At 45.2% G+C, this 19,560-nt stretch carries 15 protein-coding genes and 2 tRNA genes; 10 read left to right on the forward strand and 7 right to left on the reverse strand.

All coding sequences use genetic code 11. The annotated features are described in order from the left end of the window. The first annotated feature begins 144 nt into the window (after positions 1-144). Both AB4351_RS17495 and AB4351_RS17500 read left to right on the forward strand, forming a co-directional pair. Positions 145-235: transfer RNA gene (locus AB4351_RS17495), tRNA-Ser, on the forward strand. A 418-nt stretch (positions 236-653) separates the two neighbouring features. Beyond that, positions 654-744: transfer RNA gene (locus AB4351_RS17500), tRNA-Ser, on the forward strand. Positions 745-819: 75 nt separating this feature from the next. Here AB4351_RS17500 and AB4351_RS17505 read toward each other — a convergent pair. Both AB4351_RS17505 and AB4351_RS17510 read right to left on the reverse strand, forming a co-directional pair. After that, positions 820-2,946 (reverse strand): methyl-accepting chemotaxis protein, encoded by a 2,127-nt coding sequence (locus AB4351_RS17505; RefSeq protein WP_372126731.1) that lies wholly within the window; start codon positions 2,944-2,946, stop codon positions 820-822. 193 nt (positions 2,947-3,139) lie between these two features. Beyond that, positions 3,140-4,060, reverse strand: a complete 921-nt coding sequence (locus tag AB4351_RS17510) for a histone deacetylase (RefSeq protein ID WP_136973525.1) — start codon at positions 4,058-4,060, stop codon at positions 3,140-3,142. 262 nt (positions 4,061-4,322) lie between these two features. Between AB4351_RS17510 and AB4351_RS17515 the strand changes: the two genes are divergently transcribed. Both AB4351_RS17515 and AB4351_RS17520 read left to right on the forward strand, forming a co-directional pair. Beyond that, positions 4,323-5,009, forward strand: coding sequence for an SDR family oxidoreductase (locus AB4351_RS17515; RefSeq protein WP_372126732.1), 687 nt, complete (start codon positions 4,323-4,325; stop codon positions 5,007-5,009). Further along, the gene (locus AB4351_RS17520) at positions 4,987-6,018 is read left to right on the forward strand and encodes a DUF3080 domain-containing protein (protein ID WP_372126734.1); all 1,032 of its coding nucleotides are present in this window, start codon (positions 4,987-4,989) and stop codon (positions 6,016-6,018) included. The genes AB4351_RS17515 and AB4351_RS17520 overlap by 23 nt, the downstream gene beginning before the upstream one ends. Positions 6,019-6,036: 18 nt before the next feature. Here the strand turns inward: AB4351_RS17520 and AB4351_RS17525 are convergent, their stop codons facing one another. From AB4351_RS17525 to AB4351_RS17535, 3 genes are all read right to left on the reverse strand, one after another. Then, complete coding sequence (locus tag AB4351_RS17525) at positions 6,037-8,031, reverse strand: DNA topoisomerase III (RefSeq protein WP_017063444.1); 1,995 nt, start codon at positions 8,029-8,031, stop codon at positions 6,037-6,039. Between the two features lie 115 nt (positions 8,032-8,146). Continuing rightward, positions 8,147-8,695 (reverse strand): NAD(P)H nitroreductase, encoded by a 549-nt coding sequence (locus AB4351_RS17530; protein ID WP_017059376.1) that lies wholly within the window; start codon positions 8,693-8,695, stop codon positions 8,147-8,149. 207 nt (positions 8,696-8,902) lie between these two features. Further along, entirely contained in the window at positions 8,903-10,912 is a 2,010-nt protein-coding gene (locus AB4351_RS17535) for an FAD-dependent oxidoreductase (RefSeq protein WP_372050835.1), read from the reverse strand. 279 nt (positions 10,913-11,191) lie between these two features. Between AB4351_RS17535 and sppA the strand changes: the two genes are divergently transcribed. Together sppA and ansA are read left to right on the forward strand one after the other, a co-directional pair. Next, the gene (gene sppA, locus AB4351_RS17540; RefSeq protein ID WP_029235699.1) at positions 11,192-13,042 is read left to right on the forward strand and encodes a signal peptide peptidase SppA; all 1,851 of its coding nucleotides are present in this window, start codon (positions 11,192-11,194) and stop codon (positions 13,040-13,042) included. A gap of 118 nt (positions 13,043-13,160) precedes the next feature. Continuing rightward, positions 13,161-14,177, forward strand: coding sequence for an asparaginase (gene ansA, locus AB4351_RS17545; RefSeq protein WP_017063439.1), 1,017 nt, complete (start codon positions 13,161-13,163; stop codon positions 14,175-14,177). A gap of 143 nt (positions 14,178-14,320) precedes the next feature. On the opposite strand, the gene AB4351_RS17550 is transcribed toward ansA, so the two are convergent. Next, positions 14,321-14,602, reverse strand: a complete 282-nt coding sequence (locus AB4351_RS17550) for a YeaC family protein (protein WP_010437067.1) — start codon at positions 14,600-14,602, stop codon at positions 14,321-14,323. A 113-nt stretch (positions 14,603-14,715) separates the two neighbouring features. On the opposite strand from AB4351_RS17550, the gene AB4351_RS17555 reads away from it, so the two are divergent. After that, a complete protein-coding gene (locus tag AB4351_RS17555) occupies positions 14,716-15,522 on the forward strand; it encodes a DUF2989 domain-containing protein (protein WP_372122722.1) in 807 nt (268 codons plus the stop codon). 175 nt (positions 15,523-15,697) lie between these two features. Here the strand turns inward: AB4351_RS17555 and msrB are convergent, their stop codons facing one another. Then, on the reverse strand, positions 15,698-16,135 hold the full coding sequence (msrB, locus tag AB4351_RS17560) for a peptide-methionine (R)-S-oxide reductase MsrB (RefSeq protein ID WP_080582205.1): 438 nt from the start codon (positions 16,133-16,135) through the stop codon (positions 15,698-15,700). 319 nt (positions 16,136-16,454) lie between these two features. On the opposite strand from msrB, the gene gap reads away from it, so the two are divergent. The 3 genes from gap to rlmA all read left to right on the forward strand — a co-directional run bounded on the left by gap (position 16,455) and on the right by rlmA (position 19,503). Further along, positions 16,455-17,450: a type I glyceraldehyde-3-phosphate dehydrogenase gene (gene gap, locus AB4351_RS17565; protein ID WP_017059382.1), complete on the forward strand. Its 996-nt coding sequence runs from the start codon at positions 16,455-16,457 to the stop codon at positions 17,448-17,450. A gap of 242 nt (positions 17,451-17,692) precedes the next feature. Then, positions 17,693-18,577, forward strand: a complete 885-nt coding sequence (locus AB4351_RS17570; RefSeq protein ID WP_017070751.1) for a D-hexose-6-phosphate mutarotase — start codon at positions 17,693-17,695, stop codon at positions 18,575-18,577. Positions 18,578-18,687: 110 nt separating this feature from the next. After that, positions 18,688-19,503, forward strand: coding sequence for a 23S rRNA (guanine(745)-N(1))-methyltransferase (gene rlmA, locus AB4351_RS17575; RefSeq protein WP_017059384.1), 816 nt, complete (start codon positions 18,688-18,690; stop codon positions 19,501-19,503). Positions 19,504-19,560: the final 57 nt, after the last annotated feature.

Here is a 19,560-nt window from a genome sequence, read left to right on the forward strand (position 1 = left end):
GCCATGCTCGGCGCACAACAGCAAAGGGAAGCCAATGGCTTCCCTTTTTTATTGCCGTGAATGATTAGAAAACAAGCAACAAAACAAAATTATGAAAATTAAGGGTTTACAAGATCCTCCACCCCTTATATTATTCACGCCACTGGAGGGATGGCTGAGTGGTCGAAAGCACCGGTCTTGAAAACCGGCAACCGTTAATAGCGGTTCTAGGGTTCAAATCCCTATCCCTCCACCACTTTAAAGAAAGCCGCTGAGAAATCAGCGGCTTTTTTGCATCTGAAGCTTTTTAAAATATAAAGCTCATCTAACAAAACTCTCTACAGTCCCAGTTTCAAACCCATTCACTTTATACCTAGTTTTAAATTCCGATCTCACCGTTCTAAACTAAAAGTTCATGCGCCTAAGCCACTCCCCTCATAGCTTTACCTGCAAGCCAATTAGATACTTTCTTTTTTAATAGCACAGAAACACTTCACGTATAACAAAAGTTGGGAATACTTGGCTTATTGAATATTAGATTTTGTCGGCTTCTTAATAAACCGAACAATAAATAATCATTCAGAACAAAAATACCAAAAAGCGTTCATAAAAAAAGCAGTCAGTTAATAAGGGTATTTACAAGCGAAAGCCACCCTTATATTATACGCGCCATTGGAGGGATGGCTGAGTGGTCGAAAGCACCGGTCTTGAAAACCGGCAACCGTTAATAGCGGTTCTAGGGTTCAAATCCCTATCCCTCCACCACTTTAAAGAAAGCCGCTGAGAAATCAGCGGCTTTTTTGTATCTGGCGTTTGCGTAAAGAACTTACGTATTTTCCACTACGCCACCTTTCGGCTCACTTCAAAACGCCCAATCAATTGGTCTAAACGGCTCAATGCATTGCCCATCAAGGACACTCGACGTGCGAGTTGCTTAGTAGACAGTTGTAAGTCAGATATTGAACGTTGGGCTTTATCTGCCGTTTGTCCATTTTTCTGACTGTTTTCATCTAAGTTAGACATCGTGGTAAAGAGGTCACTCACCGCTGATTGAATTTGCTCACTGCGAGCATTTGAGTCGACTGTTAAGTTTCCTTTACTCACATTCTCGACACCTCGCTCCATGGACTCAACAGCACTGCGAGACTTACTATGCAGCTCTTTCATTAGGTCACTAATATGGTTAGCAGCTTGTGAAGTTCGGTCAGCCAGAGTTCTTACTTCAGAAGCGACGACAGAGAACCCTCTCCCGTGTTCACCTGCTCTTGCCGACTCAATGGCCGCATTCAAGGCCAAAAGGTTAGTCTGCGCGGTAATGTCAGTAATGATATCTATAATGTCAGACACCTTAGTCATTTCATTATTCACCTCATTCACGCTATGCGCCGAGCTTTCTACGATATTGCGAACAATCTCCATGCCTTCGACGGACTGATTGTACTCCTTCTCTGCGCTCAGGACGGCTTGTTTCATCACCGTGTCCATTTGCGTTGCTGAGACACTCGCATGAGTAATTTCGCTCTGTTGATACTGACTCAAATGAAGCATATTGCTTAACGCTTGTGATGCATCATCACTGGTTTGCTTCATCACGACACTGCGACGAAACATCGATTCCGAAACCTCTCTAACTTCGTGACTCGCATGGATCAACTCACTCACCGTGTTATCTAAATTGTCGATAAAACTGTTAGTCCAGCGCCCTAAGTTGCCAAGTTCATTATGACTGAATGTGGTGGGATCAAGTCTCCGACTTAAGTTGCCATCACCTTCGGCTAAGGTCTGCATTACCCCGGTCATTTCATGAATCTTCTTCGCTAGTGGTTTGGCGCTAACTAAACGGAATAAGCCCAATGAAAGCAACGCGCAAGCGAACATAATGCCACTCTGCATAAAAGGTGTGAGTGTATAAAGGTTGGCAAACAGTAATGGAACAAATAGAGGCAGTAGCATGCAGCTGATAAAGTGCTTAGATAAGGTATAACTTAGACTTCGGTCTCTGTAGACCTCTTCTAAATCGGACTCACACATCATGCCAAAGGTATCTGGTGAACCATCCAATTGAAAAGTGATACCTTTGCCAATAACGGGTATGTGGCGATAGTCAGAATACCCCGGATAACCAATAAACAAGTTATTGCCATTTTTAATGGTTTCTCTTACGCCTGGGTGAAGCTGATTAGTGGCTGGGTCTGTAAAGCGAATCTCAAATTCGGTGTGGTGCTGGATCTTAACCGTTCCCCAATCAGTATGAATCCCTTGCTTTAAGTTCTCGCCGTGTGAAAAGGTATTATCTTCAAAGCGAGAACGAGAGAGCGCAACACCCGGCTGAGTATGAGGATCATGAATGGAGTCGACCATAAAGATATAGTTATCACCCGACTCGCTATAAATATGCCCCGCTTCTCTTTGAATAATGTCACCAATAACATCATTTGGAACACGACCACATAGGAATTGCGGCGCCCCTTCATCCCGAGAAAAGGGGACATAAAACATCAGCGTTACTTGGTCATGAAACGATGAACTCGAAGCCCCTACGTTCAACGTGCGCTGATCCATATACGGCCCATGCAGATAACGCTTTGAAGCCCCTTCAACTAAAGCCTTCTTGTCTCCAAGGTTAACCCCTACATGCTCATGATAACTCGATGCTTGTGCTATCCCCTTAGCATCGACGATCGCCAACTCAGAAAAATCCGTACTGCGTTTAAGAAGGCTAGATAACGTCCCCTGTGCTTGCTCTTCCGTTCGACTTGCCAAATAAACAGCAGAGTCTTCTAAAAAGTCCCATTGATTCTTGACCCAGTTATGCAGAAGTTGAACTCGCGTGTGAGCAATACTTTCAAAAGCTTGTTCAAGCTCCTCCGTCCTACTTCGATTGAGGAAACAAGCTCTGCGCATAGCCAGTTTTCCTGTTGCGCCAAACCAATTAAGCCAACTACGTTCCTTGTCCGTCAGGTTCATTTTTATCCCTTGTGTTTTTATAGACACATGGGTCAAGCAATTTACAGACCACAATTAACCACACAAATACGTAACTAATTAATAAAAAAGTACTTTATATGAGTCACAATGGTGCAAGCGTGTCTTTTATGGTGCAAAAGGCGCTTATTTCACACCATCATTTCAATGAACTATCAGCCGCTAATTTGAGAGGTTAACCGTGAACATGATAGGCCGCTTTTAACAGCTGCATGTGAATCGGCACCAGATCTTGGTGTTTAGTGCGGTACCCGCCACCGACTACGCAAGCCATCGGAATAGACTCTGATTTCGCTAATTCAATCATGAAACAGTCGCGCTCAAATATCCCTTGTGTCGAGACATTCAAATAACCCAGTTCATCGTCTTGATGAATATCTATCCCCGCATCATAAATAATCAGATCAGGTTGATGGTGAGCAATCGCTAACTTAGTGACTTGTTCAAAACAACGTAGGAACTCTTCATCTTCTGTTTCACGACTTAATGGCACATCTAAATCGGATAGCGGCTTTCGTGCAGGGAAGTTTTTATCGCAGTGGAACGACAGAGTAATAATGTCGTCGTTGTCTTGGCAAAGAGTTGCTGTGCCATCACCATGATGAACGTCGCTATCAACGATCAGCACTTTATCGATATGTTCAAAGGTCAGCGCGTGTTTTGCCGCTAAAACCAAATCGTTCAACAAACAAAAGCCACTGCCAAAATCATGATGCGCATGATGATAACCACCACTCAAATGAATCGCTAAACCAGTCTCTATTGCCATTTCAGCGGCCAAGCAGGTTCCACCACTTGAGTAGAGTGTTCTTTCGATAAGTTGCTCGCTCCACGGGAAACCGATACGTCTCATCTTTGCTGCAGGTAACTTACCAGACACGAGCAAATCAACATATTCGCTATCATGTACCTGTTTTACTTGCTCAACCGAAACCGGCGTTGGTTGGCACACTTCAAACTTGCACTTCCATCGAGGTTCGCTATTCATCAGCGCCTCAACAGCACTATGCAACAACTGATATTTGTTGATTGGGTAGCGATGACCTTCTGGTAAAGGTAACTGTGAATAGATTGGGTGGTAAATTAAAGGAATCATAATCAGGCTAATTGCGTATCTTTCTCAAAATCATAACAGCCTCAAACTTGGCGACAACCTTAATTAATGATAATGGTCATCATTGTTATTAATTATAAAGTAGAGACCATAATGAAAAACGTAATACTCATCTTTGGGGTGATCTGCGGCTCAGCGGCAGCAGTAATGATTTTTGTAGGAATGCTAATGGCCAGTTGGTGGAGCGTTGATTTTCTCGTGTTAAGCCATCAAACTTAACTAATTGAACTGAAAAGGAATCACCATGAGCGTTATTTTTATTACTGGAGCGAACCGCGGCATTGGCTTAAGCCTGACTCGACAATACTTGGAAAGTAATCACAAGGTGTACGCGACTTATCGTGATGACAATTCAGCAAAAGAACTGCTCTCACTCGCAGACCACAACACCAACCTTACCTGTATTCAATTAGAGATAACCGATTACCAAGCAGTAAGCCAACTCCCTTCGCAAATAAAGTCGATTGATATCTTGATCAACAACGCTGGCTACTATGGCCCTAAAGGCTACGGGCTGGGTAATACCGATGTTGAAGAGTGGCGTCGTGTATTCGAAGTCAACACCATCGCTCCACTAAAGCTTGTCGAAACGCTATTGCCTTTACTCAAAGACAGCGATATCAAAAAGGTCGCTTGTTTATCCTCTAGAGTCGGCAGTATGTCAGAGAACACCTCAGGCGGCGGTTACATCTATCGCTCCTCTAAAGCCGCTCTAAACTCCGTGGTGAAGAGCCTAAGCAACGACTTAACCGATGATGGCTTTACAGTGTTAGCACTGCATCCAGGTTGGGTGCAGACTGAAATGGGTGGCCCTAATGCTCTGATCGACACCGACACTTCAGCTTCCGGCCTGATTGAAGTCATCGAGTCAGCGAATACCGAAGTGAGTGGTCACTTCTTCAATTTCGATGGCAACGAAATTGACTGGTAATCCACAGATGAATGCAGGGCATCTCTCAAACCTAGTTAAGCACTCAACGCTGTTTTGTCTAACAGTGATGCTAGCTGGCTGTTTCAGTGATGGCCCCGGCGACTTGTTCGACGACTATCAAACAAAGATAGCCAGAGTACAAGATGCTGACGAGATAATAGAGGAATGGGAATTTGAAAGCCTACCGAGAAAACGAGAACTGCTGCTTGACGTGCCCTCACTCTCTATCGGCCTCATCGACAGCTACCAGCTTCGTCAGTGTGGATTGTTCAATCTGATTGCAGAAAGAAATTCGGTTCTGGGCAAGGTCGCGGATGAGTTTCGTAATTACGATTATCAAGTCGCGCTACTTGAAGGCGTGGGCAAATGTTTATCCAGTAATGAATTAGACCCAGAGATCGTAGAATTACTAAGAGAAATTGAGCAACAGAAACTCGCACAGTTTCCACTGCATCAATGGAATCTCATCTATGCCAGCGATGCTATGCAGTCACAAATGCGGGGTAGTCAGTGGTTACGCGCTGATATAGGCGATCAGGTACGACAAACCAGTGATGCGTTAGAACACATCAATCAAGCGTTAAACACATCGCTCGTTTCCGGCAAAACCACTGAGGTTCAAGAAGTATTAGAGAAGAGTTCGACCCTTGGGGATTTATACTACTCGCTCGCTCGGGCGTCAGTTGAGCTTGATACCATCACCAAACAGCTGACAACTTTTGATGACAAGATCATCTGTGGTAAACAACGAGACACCACTAAGTTCCGCTATCTCAACAATGTGTTCGAGCAACAATACATAGGTAAGGTTCAGCCTTACATGGCGCAACTGGATGGCTACTATCAGCACATAGCCCCGCAACTAGGAATGTTTGACGCGCAACCTGAACTGCACATTTATTACTTTCCCATCCAAGATGCACATCAAGCCTTTCGATCATCCACTCGTCGCCATGTTGACTATTGGCAGCAACTGTTTAAACGTTGTGGCCGTAAAGTCGGTCGCTAATCCTAACCTCAATAAGTCTTAGCTTTTAGTGCTCTTTTTAGCGGAAGTACCTTTCTTAGCATACGTACCTGTCTTGGCGTAAGACTTCTTCGCCCCACCGCCTTTACGGCGTTTGAAGGCAGGTCTCTCGACTTTAGGAAGGTGGCGGAGTGATTCAGGAACTTCTCCCGTTTTTACTTTACCCATTAAACCATCAATCTTGCTTTCTAACGCTTGCATGAAAGGCTGATACGCTTGATTTCGTTCTGCCATGCCTTGCAGCTGGTGCTCCCAATGTGCCGTCATGTCTGGGAAGGTAGAATCCTCAGGTAAGGCATGAATCAAGCCTCTGCCCGCAGGGCTACTGTGAATACTCTTACCTTGGCGCGTTAGCAGCTGCCTTTTGAATAGAGTATCTAGAATACCCGCACGGGTTGCTTCTGTGCCAAGGCCATCGGTTTCTTTCAAAATGGCTTTGAGATCTTTGTTCGCAACAAAACGCGCGATACCTGTCATCGCTTGAAGCAATGTCGCTTCCGTGAAGTGTTTTGGTGGCTCAGTTTTCTTATCACCAATCACGCCTTCACGGCACGTCAACACCGTACCTTTATCCAATGGAGGAACCGTATCCGTGCCATCCCCTTTTTCTTCGGTATCCGTTTTACCCATCAACACCTTCCAACCCGGGTTGATAAGCTGACGCCCTTTTGCGATGAACACGCCACCAGCGATATCAAAGACCAGCTTAGCATCAGCAAAAACCGCAGGTGGGTAAAACTGCATTAGATACTGACGAGCGATTTGCTGATAGATTTTCATCTCGTTGGCAGACAGGCCGTTCACCGATGACTTCTTCGGAGTAGGAATAATCGCGTGGTGAGCATCGACCTTACTGTCGTTCCATGCTTTTGATTTAAGAGAAAGGTCCGCACCTTGAGCGCCACTTTGCAGCTCTTTCGCATTGTTAGCGATAGCATCAACGATCGATTCTCGCTGCGAGTAGTGCTCTTTAGGTAGATAGCGGCTATCAGAACGTGGGTAAGTGATGAGTTTATGTTTCTCGTACAATGACTGACACGTATCTAACACCTGTTGAGCACTCATACCAAAACGCTTAGACGCATCAATCTGCAAGGCTGACAGCGAGTAAGGCAGTGGCGCAGCTTGTTTACTTTGCTTTTGCTCTGATTCCGTCACCGTCGCGGGTTGATTCGCAATTCGGTTAGCCACATTCTCAACCAGCTTTCGATTGAGCACGCGCCCTTCTTCATCTTGCCATGGTTTACATGCTTCGCTTGGCTTCCAACGCGCACGAATATCAAAGCTCTGGCCGTGATTTTGATAAGGGATCAAAGCGTGCAAAGTGAAGTAATCTTTCGGAATAAAGTTTTCGATCTCTTCATCGCGCCTTACCACCAAACCAAGTACAGGCGTTTGTACTCGCCCGACCGACAACACACCTTGGTAGCCAGCCTTTTGACCGAGTAAGGTATAAGCACGAGTCATGTTCATGCCATACAGCCAATCGGCTCTAGAGCGCGCTAATGCGGAAATAGAAAGCGGAATAAAGTCACGGTTGCTGCGCATTTGAGAAAGTGCACGTTTTACGGCAGGTAAGTTCAAGTCGCTGATCAGTAGCCTGTCCATCGACTCTTTCTTAGCCTTAGAGACTTTGCAGTAATCAATCACTTCATCAACCAGCAACTGCCCTTCTCTATCCGGGTCTCCGGCGTGAACAATTTGAGTGGCGTCCTTCAATAGCTTTCGGATCACCGTGAGCTGTTTGCTTGAAGTCTTACGCGGTCTTAGCTGCCATTGCTCCGGCACGATAGGAAGATCGGCTAAATTCCACTTCTTATAACGGTCGTCATAAGCATCCGGCTCAACCTGCTCCAATAAGTGTCCAATACACCAAGTCACCACATCCCCATTGCCACATTTGATAAACCCTTGGTCTTTCTTTTGTGGATTAGGTAGTGCAGCGGCGATCGCGCGGCCGAGGCTTGGTTTTTCAGCAATAATAAGGCGAGACATGTTTTTCCAGGTGCTACAAACAATTAGAGCCACATTATCTAATGTGGCCCTAATAAATCAAGAAAAACTGGTTGTTTATACAGTTAGCATTCCACTATTCAAGCTTCAGCTTTCTTTATAAAAACTCAACGAACTTAGAGAAGTCGCGCTCTGGCACTTTCATTGGTGTACAGCCTGGAGTGCCTAAGTATAGGAAGCCAACAATTTCATCGTCGCCTTCTAGGCCAAATGCTTGGTGTACTTCTGGGTGGAACATCCATTTACCTGAGCGCCAAAAGCCTTGGAAACCTTGTGCGACTGCGGCCATTTGCATCGCCTGTGCAGCACAACCCGCAGACAGATGTTGTTCGATAGCAGGCACTTTCTCGTGCTCAGTTACTTTGGCAATCACAGTAATCACCATCGGAGCTCGGAACGGCGCTTTTTTTACTTTCTCGATAACCGCTTCTTCGCTGTCATCCGCTTCAGCGGCGCGCACCAAGATGTCTGAAAGCTTTTGTAGGCCTGAACCTTGCGCGATAACAAAGCGCCATGGTGTTAGTGCACCGTGGTCTGGAGCACGCAGCCCTGCTTTGATGATGTTTTCTAACGCCACACCTTCAGGTGCCGGATCAGAGAGTTTTGCGATTGAGCGTCTGTTGAGCAATAGATCCAAAGCATCCATTTGAAGTCCTTACTATTTCTTTATTATTTGTATACTTGAACTTTAGCACAGAATACAAACGATAATAAATCTCAACGGCTGTCCATTTAGGCTAGATTAGAAACAATAAAGGCTCCTAAATCTATGACTTAGGAGCCTTGTTCAAAATCTAACTCAGCAAATTAAGTAACAATATCTACTGATAAGATTACAGTTTGATAGCTGATTCTATAACTTAATCGCTAGCTCAACACCTTGACGAATTGCGCGTACTGCATCCAATTCACCCGCGTAATCGGCGCCGCCTATCACATGCAGTTTGCCACCAAACTCTTGCCACATGTCTTCGAATGGACGAACTGACACCTGACCTGCACATACGATAACCGAGTCAGCATCCAGCACCTGCTCTTTCTTACCAACGCTGATATGCAGACCTTGGTCATCAATCTTGTTGTAGCTCACGCCACCCAGTAGATTAACACCGCGTTTTTCTAGTGTGCGTTTGTGAATCCAGCCTGTAGTTTTGCCCGGACCTTTACCAACACGACCCGCTTTACGCTGCATCACCCACACCGTTTTATCGCTGAATGAATCAGGGTAAGGGTAAAGTCCGCCTGGGTGTTCCATATTCTTATCGATGCCCCACTCATGCAGCCAATCGTCTAGGCTGTGTGAAGTCGGTTCTGTCAGCATGGTTGCCACATCGACACCAATACCACCAGCACCAACAATCGCGACCTTTTCGCCTACTGGTGTCTTTTCACGAATCAAGGTTTGGTAATCGACCACGTTTTCTTGGTCAATGCCCTCAATATCGAGCTTTCTTGGCTCTACGCCAGCCGCCATCACGACTTCATCGTACTTCAACAACATCTCAAACGTTGCCTCAGTATCCAGTTTCAGGTTCACGCCTGATGCGTCGATTTGGTTAGCAAAGTAGCGAATCGTTTCTCTGAATTCTTCTTTACCCGGAATCTGCATTGCCAATCTAAACTGACCGCCGATACGGTCATTTTTCTCAATCAAGTCAACCTTATGCCCACGCTGAGCTAAAGTCGTTGCACAGGCTAAACCGGCTGGGCCTGCGCCGACAACCGCAATGGTCTTAGTCGCTTGCGCTGGCTGAACAACAATTTCAGTCTCGTAACAAGCGCGTGGGTTCACCAAACAGCTCGCACGTTTACCTTTAAACACGTTATCAAGGCAAGCTTGGTTACAACCGATACAGGTATTGATGAACTGAGCTTGGTCTTGAGCTGCTTTATTAACAAAATCCGGGTCTGCCAAGAATGGACGCGCCATAGACACCATATCAGCCTGCCCAGAGCTAAGAATACGTTCGGCCTCTTCTGGCGTATTAATTCGGTTACATGTCACCACTGGGATCGACACGTATGGTTTCACTTTTTCCGTCACCCAAGAGAATGCGCCTCGTGGTACTTGCGTCGCGATAGTCGGAACACGTGCTTCATGCCAACCGATACCGGTATTGATAATGGTAACGCCGGCTTCTTCCAGCTTTTGAGCCAGAAGAACAACATCTTCAAACGTGCTGCCTTGTTCAACCAAATCAAGCATCGACAATCGGAAAATAATAATGAAATCTTTACCCACAGCTTCGCGAATCGATTTAACGATCTCTAGCGGGAAACGCATACGCTTCTCGTAAGAACCACCCCATTCGTCGTAACGCATGTTGGTACGCTTACAGATGAATTGGTTAATCAAGTAACCTTCAGAGCCCATGATCTCAATACCGTCATAGCCAGCAACCTGAGCTAGCTCTGCACTATTGGCAAAGGCACCGATGGTCTTTTTGATCTGACGAGGGCTCATCTCACTCGGTGCGAACTTAGCGATTGGCGCTTTAATACCCGAAGCACTTTGCGCGAATGGGTGCATGGCATAGCGGCCAGCATGCAGCAACTGAAGGGCAATCTTACCGCCATGCTTGTGCACGGCCTCGGTAACAACTTGGTGAGCTTTTGCATGCTTCACTTTACTGAATTCAGCACTAAATGGGGTTAATCTGCCACGTAAATTAGGAGAGAAACCACCGGTAACAATAAGGCCAACGCCTCCTTTTGCTCGCTCTTCATAAAACGCGGCGAGTTTGTGGAGACCTTCTTTATTTTCTTCTAAACCTGTATGCATTGATCCCATCAATACACGGTTACGTAACTGGGTAAATCCAAGATCGAGTGGTTCAAGTAAATGTGGGTACATGGCAGACATCACTTCTATTATTTTATCCTTGTGGTCTGACCACAGTATAGTTCAATTACCAAAAGTTCAAACAACCGTTTACATTTTTGTAACACCGATCATAATGCTGCACGTATTAATCGTTCAGAAGCCCTTAATTTGACTACACTTAATGAGAATATATATCGATTAACAATTCTTGGTGTAGTTTGAGCTTGGGAATTATCGTAGGATACTAAGCAGTTCATATTATTGAGATTAATGGTACTACGGCTTGTTAAAGCGACGTGATCTCACTGCGGAGACAGAATGAAAAAAATATTCAAATTTATAGGCATGTTCTTTAAAGGGATTTGGAAGCTCATTACGTTTGTACGTCTTGCGCTGGTTAACCTAGTCTTTTTACTCAGTATCGCCATCATCTACTTTGTGTACTTCCATTCAGATACGGCTCAACCGACGGTTCCTCAGGATTCGGCTTTAGTGCTTAATCTGTCTGGCCCTATTGTGGAACAAAGCCGCTATATCAATCCGATGGATTCGGTCACAGGTTCACTACTTGGCAAAGACCTTCCAAAAGAGAACATCCTGTTTGATATCGTTGAAACGATTCGCTACGCAAAAGACGATGACAAGGTTACTGGTATCGTTTTAGCTCTCAAAGAGCTGCCAGAAACCAACCTGACCAAGCTACGCTACATTGCTAAAGCATTGAATGAGTTCAAAGCAACAGGCAAACCGATTTATGCGGTGGGTGACTTTTACAACCAAAGCCAATACTACCTAGCCAGCTACGCAACTAAGGTCTTCCTATCACCAGATGGTGGGGTTCTTCTTAAAGGCTATAGCGCTTACTCGCTTTACTACAAAACGTTGTTAGAGAAACTAGACGTAAACACGCACGTGTTCCGTGTGGGCACTTATAAGTCAGCTATTGAGCCTTTCATTCGTGATGACATGTCAGACGCAGCGAAAGAGTCCGCTTCTCGTTGGTTAAGCCAACTATGGGGTGCGTACGTTGATGACGTCAGCAACAACCGTCAAATAGACGCTAAGACACTGAACCCAAGCATGGACACCTTCTTGAAAGAACTTGAGTCTGTGGACGGTGACATTGCAAAACTGGCCGAGAAACTTGGCTTAGTGGATGAGCTAGCGACACGCCAGCAAGTTCGACTAGAGCTTGCCGATGTTTTCGGCAGTGACGGCCAAGACAGCTACAACGCGTTTGGTTACTACGAATACCGTACAACCATGCTTCCAAACATGACTAGTGAATCACACGACGTTGCCGTGATTGTAGCGAGCGGCGCAATTATGGATGGCAAGCAACCACGTGGCACCGTTGGCGGCGATACCACAGCAGCCCTACTGCGCCAAGCACGTAACGACGATAAAGTGAAAGCGGTTGTACTTCGTGTCGATAGCCCAGGTGGCAGTGCCTTTGCTTCTGAAGTTATCCGTAATGAAATAGAAGCGATCAAGCAAGCGGGTAAACCGGTTGTTGTGTCGATGTCGAGCCTTGCTGCTTCGGGTGGTTACTGGATCTCGATGGGTGCGGATAAGATCCTAGCTCAGCCAACCACACTAACGGGTTCAATTGGTATCTTCAGTGTTATCACCACCTTCGAAAAAGGGTTGAACGATATTGGTGTTTACACTGATGGCGTTGGCACCTCACCTTTCTCAGGTCTTGGTATTACAACTGGACTTAGCGATGGCGCGAAAGACGCGTTCCAAATGGGCATTGAAAACGGATACCGCCGATTCATCAGCCTAGTTGGAGAAAATCGCGGTCTGGAAGTCGATGCTGTCGACAAGATTGCTCAAGGTCGAGTTTGGACAGGTCAAGATGCGATTCAGAAAGGCTTAGTCGATGAGATTGGTGATTTCGATGATGCGGTTGCAGCTGCGGCTTCACTTGCAGAGCTTGAAAGCTACAACATCTACTGGGTAGAAGAGCCACTTTCGGCCACTGAACAATTTATTCAAGAATTTATGAACCAAGTTCAGATGTCGATAGGCCTAGATATTCAATCGATGATACCAAGCAGTTTACAACCTGTTACTCAGCAGTTAGCTCAAGATAGCCAGCTGTTAGGCAGCTTTAACGACCCACAAGGCCGATACGCTTTCTGCTTAAATTGCCAAGTTCAATAAGTTGAGCCAATAACTCAATGACTAAGGGGTACCTCTGTGTGAGGTGCCTCTTTTTATTGCATGATAATTCGCTATAATCGCCCCCTTGTTCCCTACATCACACTAAGTATTAATCGCCATGGAAAGAAAACACATCTATATCGCGTACACCGGCGGCACAATTGGCATGCAGAAGTCTATTGACCACGGCTATGTTCCAGTCGCAGGTTTCATGGATAAGCAGCTAGCTGGCATGCCTGAATTCCATCGCCCAGAGATGCCTAAGTACACCATTCACGAATACTCTCCATTAATGGACTCTTCAGATATGACGCCACTTGATTGGCAGACTATCGCTGATGACATTCGCGCGAACTACGATAAGTACGATGGTTTCGTTATCCTGCATGGCACAGACACTATGGCTTACACTGCCTCTGCACTGTCTTTCATGCTTGAAAACCTCGGCAAACCTGTGATTGTTACGGGCTCTCAGATCCCACTAGCAGAGCTTCGTTCAGACGGACAAGCAAACCTGCTGAATGCGCTACACATTGCCGCAAACTACCCTATCAACGAAGTGACACTGTTCTTCAACAACAAGTTGATGCGTGGTAACCGCAGCACAAAATCACACGCAGATGGCTTCAATGCGTTTACGTCTCCAAACCTGAATCCATTGCTAGAAGCGGGTATCAATATCCAACTTAGCAATAACGTAAAGGTAAACGAACAACCTAAAGGTGCTTTCAAGGTTCATAACATTACTCCGCAACCTATCGGCGTAATCACAATGTACCCAGGCATCTCACACGAAGTTATCCGTAACACGCTATTACAACCTGTTAACGCGATGATTCTGCTTACTTTCGGTGTGGGTAACGCACCACAAAACCCAGAACTGCTTCAGCACCTGAAAGATGCCTCAGAGCGCGGTGTTATTGTGGTGAACCTAACTCAATGTTTGGCTGGTAAAGTCAACATGGGTGGTTACGCGACAGGTTGTGCACTAGCAGAAGCGGGCGTGGTGAGTGGTTACGATATGACACCAGAAGCGGCACTGGCGAAGTTGCATTATCTATTAAGCCAAAACCTAGGCTACGAAGAAGTGAAGGCTCAGATGCAACAAGTATTGCGCGGTGAGATGAGCTTATAACCTGTTCAAGGATTCACGTTAAAGCCAGTTATTCTATGAAAGTAACGGCGGCTTAACGTGAACTAAATCGTTTTATTGCTTATAAATAAAAGAGTTAAACTAAAAGGGGTGGCACATTGCCACCCCTTTGTTGTAATTTAAGCTTAATGATTCGGGTTAACCCTAACAATGTCTTCTTGATCTGACTTAAACTGTTTCTTTAGTTCAGACTTAGATTTAAAGCTAATCTCACCACCAGCTGCAATTGTCATATGTTGAGCTTCAGAGTTATGTTTAGATTGGTATAACATAACCGCTTGCATACACGAGTCGCGCTGTTCTTTTGAGAGCGCCGTACCTTCTGGCCATTTACCCGTTTCAACTGCGTAGGTTAAACGTTCGTAGACCTCGGGTGTCATTGCGCTAAGAAGTTGTTCTGCATCCATGGTAAAGCCTTAGTTTTAACAATTTTCACCAGAAAATAACCCGTAACAGAATTGAGTCAAGAACCTGACCAATAATAAGTGCATCTGATCACAAGTGAAGGAATATGAAAATTATGAAATGGTTGGCGATTAGCCTATTGCCTTTCACTCTGGTTGGGTGTCTTGAAGGGAACAAAAATACCGATCAACTGTGCCAAAGCAATCCGGGTCTTCAGTGTGAACAATTGAACATGAACGATGGGCAATGTCGTGTCGCACGTACCGACCTCATCTGGCATCGATTTGAAGTTCAGAAGCAACCCACCGAAATCAACAAAATTAAAGAATTCGAATTAGTCACTGCCTACAAAAAGTGCCTAGAGCTCGCGGCACAGATCGAAACGATCGATCAATCTAAGCTGCAAGAGCGTCGCTTTACCTCTTTAATGCACAGTATCGAAGAGTCTGAGCGCATTGTTGATGAGCTATCGAAATCTGATACACCGGAAACGCTTTACTTCTTGTGGTCGCAAACTGGGGACACCAATGCCAGACGCAGTTTCCTACAACTAGAAGGCTCTGAAGCGTTAAACACAGCTGAGATGCAATATGCCTTGGCAACCTTCTATACCACCCGCAATCATATAAAGACACTTAAGCTACTCAATAATGCGCTAACGCTTTCTAATGGCTCGGTAGCCAACACTGAAATCTTCAAGTCGATGGCCAGTATCAACCACAGCCTGGGACATATGGAAAAAGCGTACGTTTGGGCAATGGTTGCCAAAGACTTTGACGTGCCGATTGCTTCTGAAGCCGAGCTCACGGTGTTGTACCATTTCGACAAGGCAACCTATAAGCAGCTAAATAAAGACGCAGATAACATCGTCGAAGCGATTGAGGATGGAATTTACAGCCCTTCAATCGTCCCGAGTTACTGATCGCTTCATTTATAGTGTTCTTACTTAAGCTTCTTATTCACCTGCTTTCAAATAAAAACAGCTACCTTTTTGGTAGCTGTTTTTATTTGTACTAGAGTTAAATCTGAAATCTTGGGCGTTTCAGCATTCCTAAATCGACAAATGCGACCTGTAAGGATTAGACAATAGTTACAAGTTATTTCGTACTTTCGTCATTTTTGTTGAAAATTAACGACACTGAATTAACACAGAACCGTTCACCTGTGGTCTTCGGGCCATCTGGAAAAACGTGACCTAAATGGCTATCACAGGCGGTACAACGGATCTCTACACGCTTCATTCCGTGACTTAGATCTTCTATATAGCGTACTGCTTCATCATTCACTGGGGCATCAAAGCTTGGCCAACCACACCCAGAGTCATATTTGTTATCCGACAGAAACAAAGGGCTTTCACAGCATGTGCAGCTATAGACGCCAGTCTTATGGTTGTGCAGTAACTTGCCGCTATATGGGGCTTCAGTACCACGCTCACGACACACTGAAAATTCGTCGTCCGTTAGGCGCTCACGCCAGTATTCATCAGGCTTTATCATATTTCCTCCCTTTTGAATCACGTTAATATCTCTCCACATTCTCAGTTATTATATTTACTTTTTTCTATAAAGGCTTGCATATGAGTCGTTTTGTAGCACATACTTTCTCACCAGGAAACATTGTACATATACACTCATAAGTGAATCATCATTTAGGGGTATTTTACCCAACTGGAAGGGTACAGAGCCACTTGCAATGGTCAATTTTCAATCACTTACACCCAATTGTTAAGAAAAGCGTCGCTTTTTTTTGACATTAAACAAGTTAAGTCGGATTATCTATTGCAGATGTATACTGGATTCTGTAATTTTACTACCAGTTATCTTTAATCAGAAATTAAGTTGTGGAGCAACTACAATGACTATCAAAGTAGGTATTAACGGTTTTGGCCGTATCGGCCGTTTCGTATTCCGCGCAGCTCAAGAGCGTGCAGACATCGAAGTAGTAGGTATTAACGATCTAATCGACGTAGAGTACATGGCATACATGCTTAAGTACGACTCAACTCACGGCCGTTTCAACGGTACTGTTGAAGTTGAAGGCGGTAACCTAATCGTTAACGGTAAAACTGTACGTGTTACAGCTGAGCGTAACCCAGAAGACCTTAAGTGGGATGCTATCGACGTAGACGTAGTTGCTGAAGCAACTGGTCTTTTCCTAACTGACGAGACTGCACGTAAGCACATCACTGCTGGCGCTAAGAAAGTAGTTCTTACTGGTCCTTCTAAAGATGCAACTCCAATGTTCGTAATGGGCGTTAACCAAGCATCTTACGCTGGTCAAGACATCGTTTCTAACGCTTCTTGTACTACTAACTGTCTTGCACCTATCGCTAAAGTACTTAACGATAAGTGGGGCATTGAGTCTGGTCTTATGACTACAGTTCACGCTACTACAGCAACTCAAAAAACTGTAGATGGCCCTTCTGCTAAAGACTGGCGCGGTGGCCGTGGTGCTTCTCAAAACATCATCCCATCTTCAACTGGTGCTGCTAAAGCTGTAGGCGTTGTTCTTCCAGAACTAAACGGCCTTCTAACTGGTATGGCTTTCCGTGTACCAACTGCTAACGTATCTGTAGTTGACCTAACAGTTAACCTAAAAGAAGCTGCATCTTACGAAGAAATTTGTGCTGCAATGAAAGAAGCTTCTGAAGGCGAAATGGCTGGCGTTCTTGGTTACACTGAAGACCAAGTAGTATCACAAGATTTCATCGGTGAAGTTCAAACTTCAGTATTCGATGCTAAAGCTGGTGTTGCTCTAACTGACAAATTCGTTAAAGTTGTATCTTGGTACGACAACGAAATCGGTTACTCAAACAAAGTTCTAGACCTAATCGCTCACATCTCTAAGTAATTTCTTTTTAGAAATCGCTTTAGATAAGCATTAGCGAAGGCTGTTTTGAGCAGACTTTGAAAAAGGCGACCTTAGTGTCGCCTTTTTAATGCCTGCTATCTTTTAAACCGCGTCTGTCTAAGCTCATCAAGATAGCCCAAACGCAAAATTCAATTCTAATACTGACTCTGCTTGTTACTCATGAAAACACAAGCATCACTCTAGTCAGCATTTGAATTCAATTTCCTTAGAAGGATCATGTAATGGATTTATCTACTCTACCTGCACTGGCGGTACTTTCTGACAACGTCACTATCGTTGAACACGAAGGTGTAAAACTGGTTCGCGTTATCCACGATAAAGCAAACGCAGCGATTTCACTGTTTGGCGGCCATGTGGTGTCATTCCAACCGCAAGGTCAAGAAGACCTAATTTGGATGAGCCAACAAGCTAAGTTCGATGGTAAAACGGCTCTGCGTGGTGGTATTCCAGTATGTTGGCCTTGGTTTGGTCGCATTGCAGCACCAGCACATGGTTTTGCCCGTTCAAGTGAATGGCAATTGGTTGAACACCGTGAAAGCGAAGCTGGCGTGATTGTTAGCTTAGGTCTGAAGCCAAGCGAAGAGACGCTAGCAGTATGGCCTCATCAGTTTGATGCTCGCTTGAATGTTGAGATCGGCGAACAACTAAAAGTAACGCTGGACGTGAAGAACACTGATTCTCAGCCATGGACTTTCTCTGGTGCACTACACACTTACCTAAACGTTGGCGATATCCACAACACAACCACCACTGGTATGGGTGCTGAGTACATTGATAGCCTGCAAGGTGGCAAGATCTGCCAAGGTGGATCTGAACTGGTACTGACCGACACGATTGACCGCGTTTACACGCAACCAGAAGCGCAAATCTTTGTTGCTGACAAGAAGCTGGATCGCACGCTAACAGTTGAAAACCACGGTCATAACTCTGCAGTACTGTGGAACCCGTGGGCAGAAGGCGCTGCAAGTATGGGCGACATGCAAGACGACGGTTACCTAACCATGCTATGTGTTGAATCAACACTGCACGCACCAAGCCTAGAAGCCGGTAAAACGCTCCGGCCGGGTGAAAACCACCAACTGATCACTGTGATTAGTGCCCAATAACCGTATAAATACAGTTATAAAAACGATTTTTGAGCGGCTTTATGTCGCTCTTTTACTTTTTGGTTTTAGCTCGTTACACTTGCGCTGTCTATTCTCCTTTAGAGGTCTCCATGACTTACCAATGCCCTTTGTGTCACCAACCTTTATCTCAAAACGATCGTACGTTTAAGTGTGAAAAGAACCATCAGTTCGACCTAGCGAAAGAAGGCTACGTCAATTTGATGCCTGCGCACCACAAACGCTCAAAAGATCCAGGTGACAACAAAGAGATGATGCAGGCACGTCGTCGCTTCCTTGAAGGTAACCACTATGACCCAATGCGCCAAGCGGTGGTGACGTTGTGTTCTCGCTATCTACCAGAAGAGACGCCTAGCCTATTGGATATTGGTTGTGGCGAAGGTTATTACACCAACGAAATTGCTGTGAATCTTCAAGAAAAGAAAGGGGCTACTTTTGGCCTAGACATTTCTAAGATTGCTATCAAATACGCCGCTAAACGCTACCCTGCTGTCGACTTCTCAGTTGCATCAAGCCATCGCCTACCCTTTGCTGAAAACAGCTTAGACGGAATTCTACGCATTTACGCGCCTTGCAAGGCTGAAGAGTTACAACGCACCATCAAAGATAATGGTGTGGTGATCACCGTGACACCAGCTAGCCGACACCTGTATCAACTGCGTGATGCAATTTATGATGGCGTTCGCTTGCACGACGAAGATCCAGAAGTGATCGAAGGTTTTACGCTTGAGCATCAAGAGCAACTAAACTATATGATGGAACTATCGGGGTCAGATGCATTCGACCTGCTACAGATGACGCCGTTTGCTTGGAAGGCGAGTGAAGAGTTTAAACTACAACTCACCGAGGCAGAGCAATTCAACTGTGAAGCTGACTTTATGCTGCGAGTGTACCGCAAACAAATTTAATTGATATTGATTATCGTTTGCATTGAAATCTTATCTTGCCTCCTTTAGTATGCGTGT

The sequence above is a fragment of the Vibrio sp. 10N.261.51.F11 genome (assembly GCF_041471665.1).
GTDB lineage: Bacteria > Pseudomonadota > Gammaproteobacteria > Enterobacterales > Vibrionaceae > Vibrio > Vibrio crassostreae_C.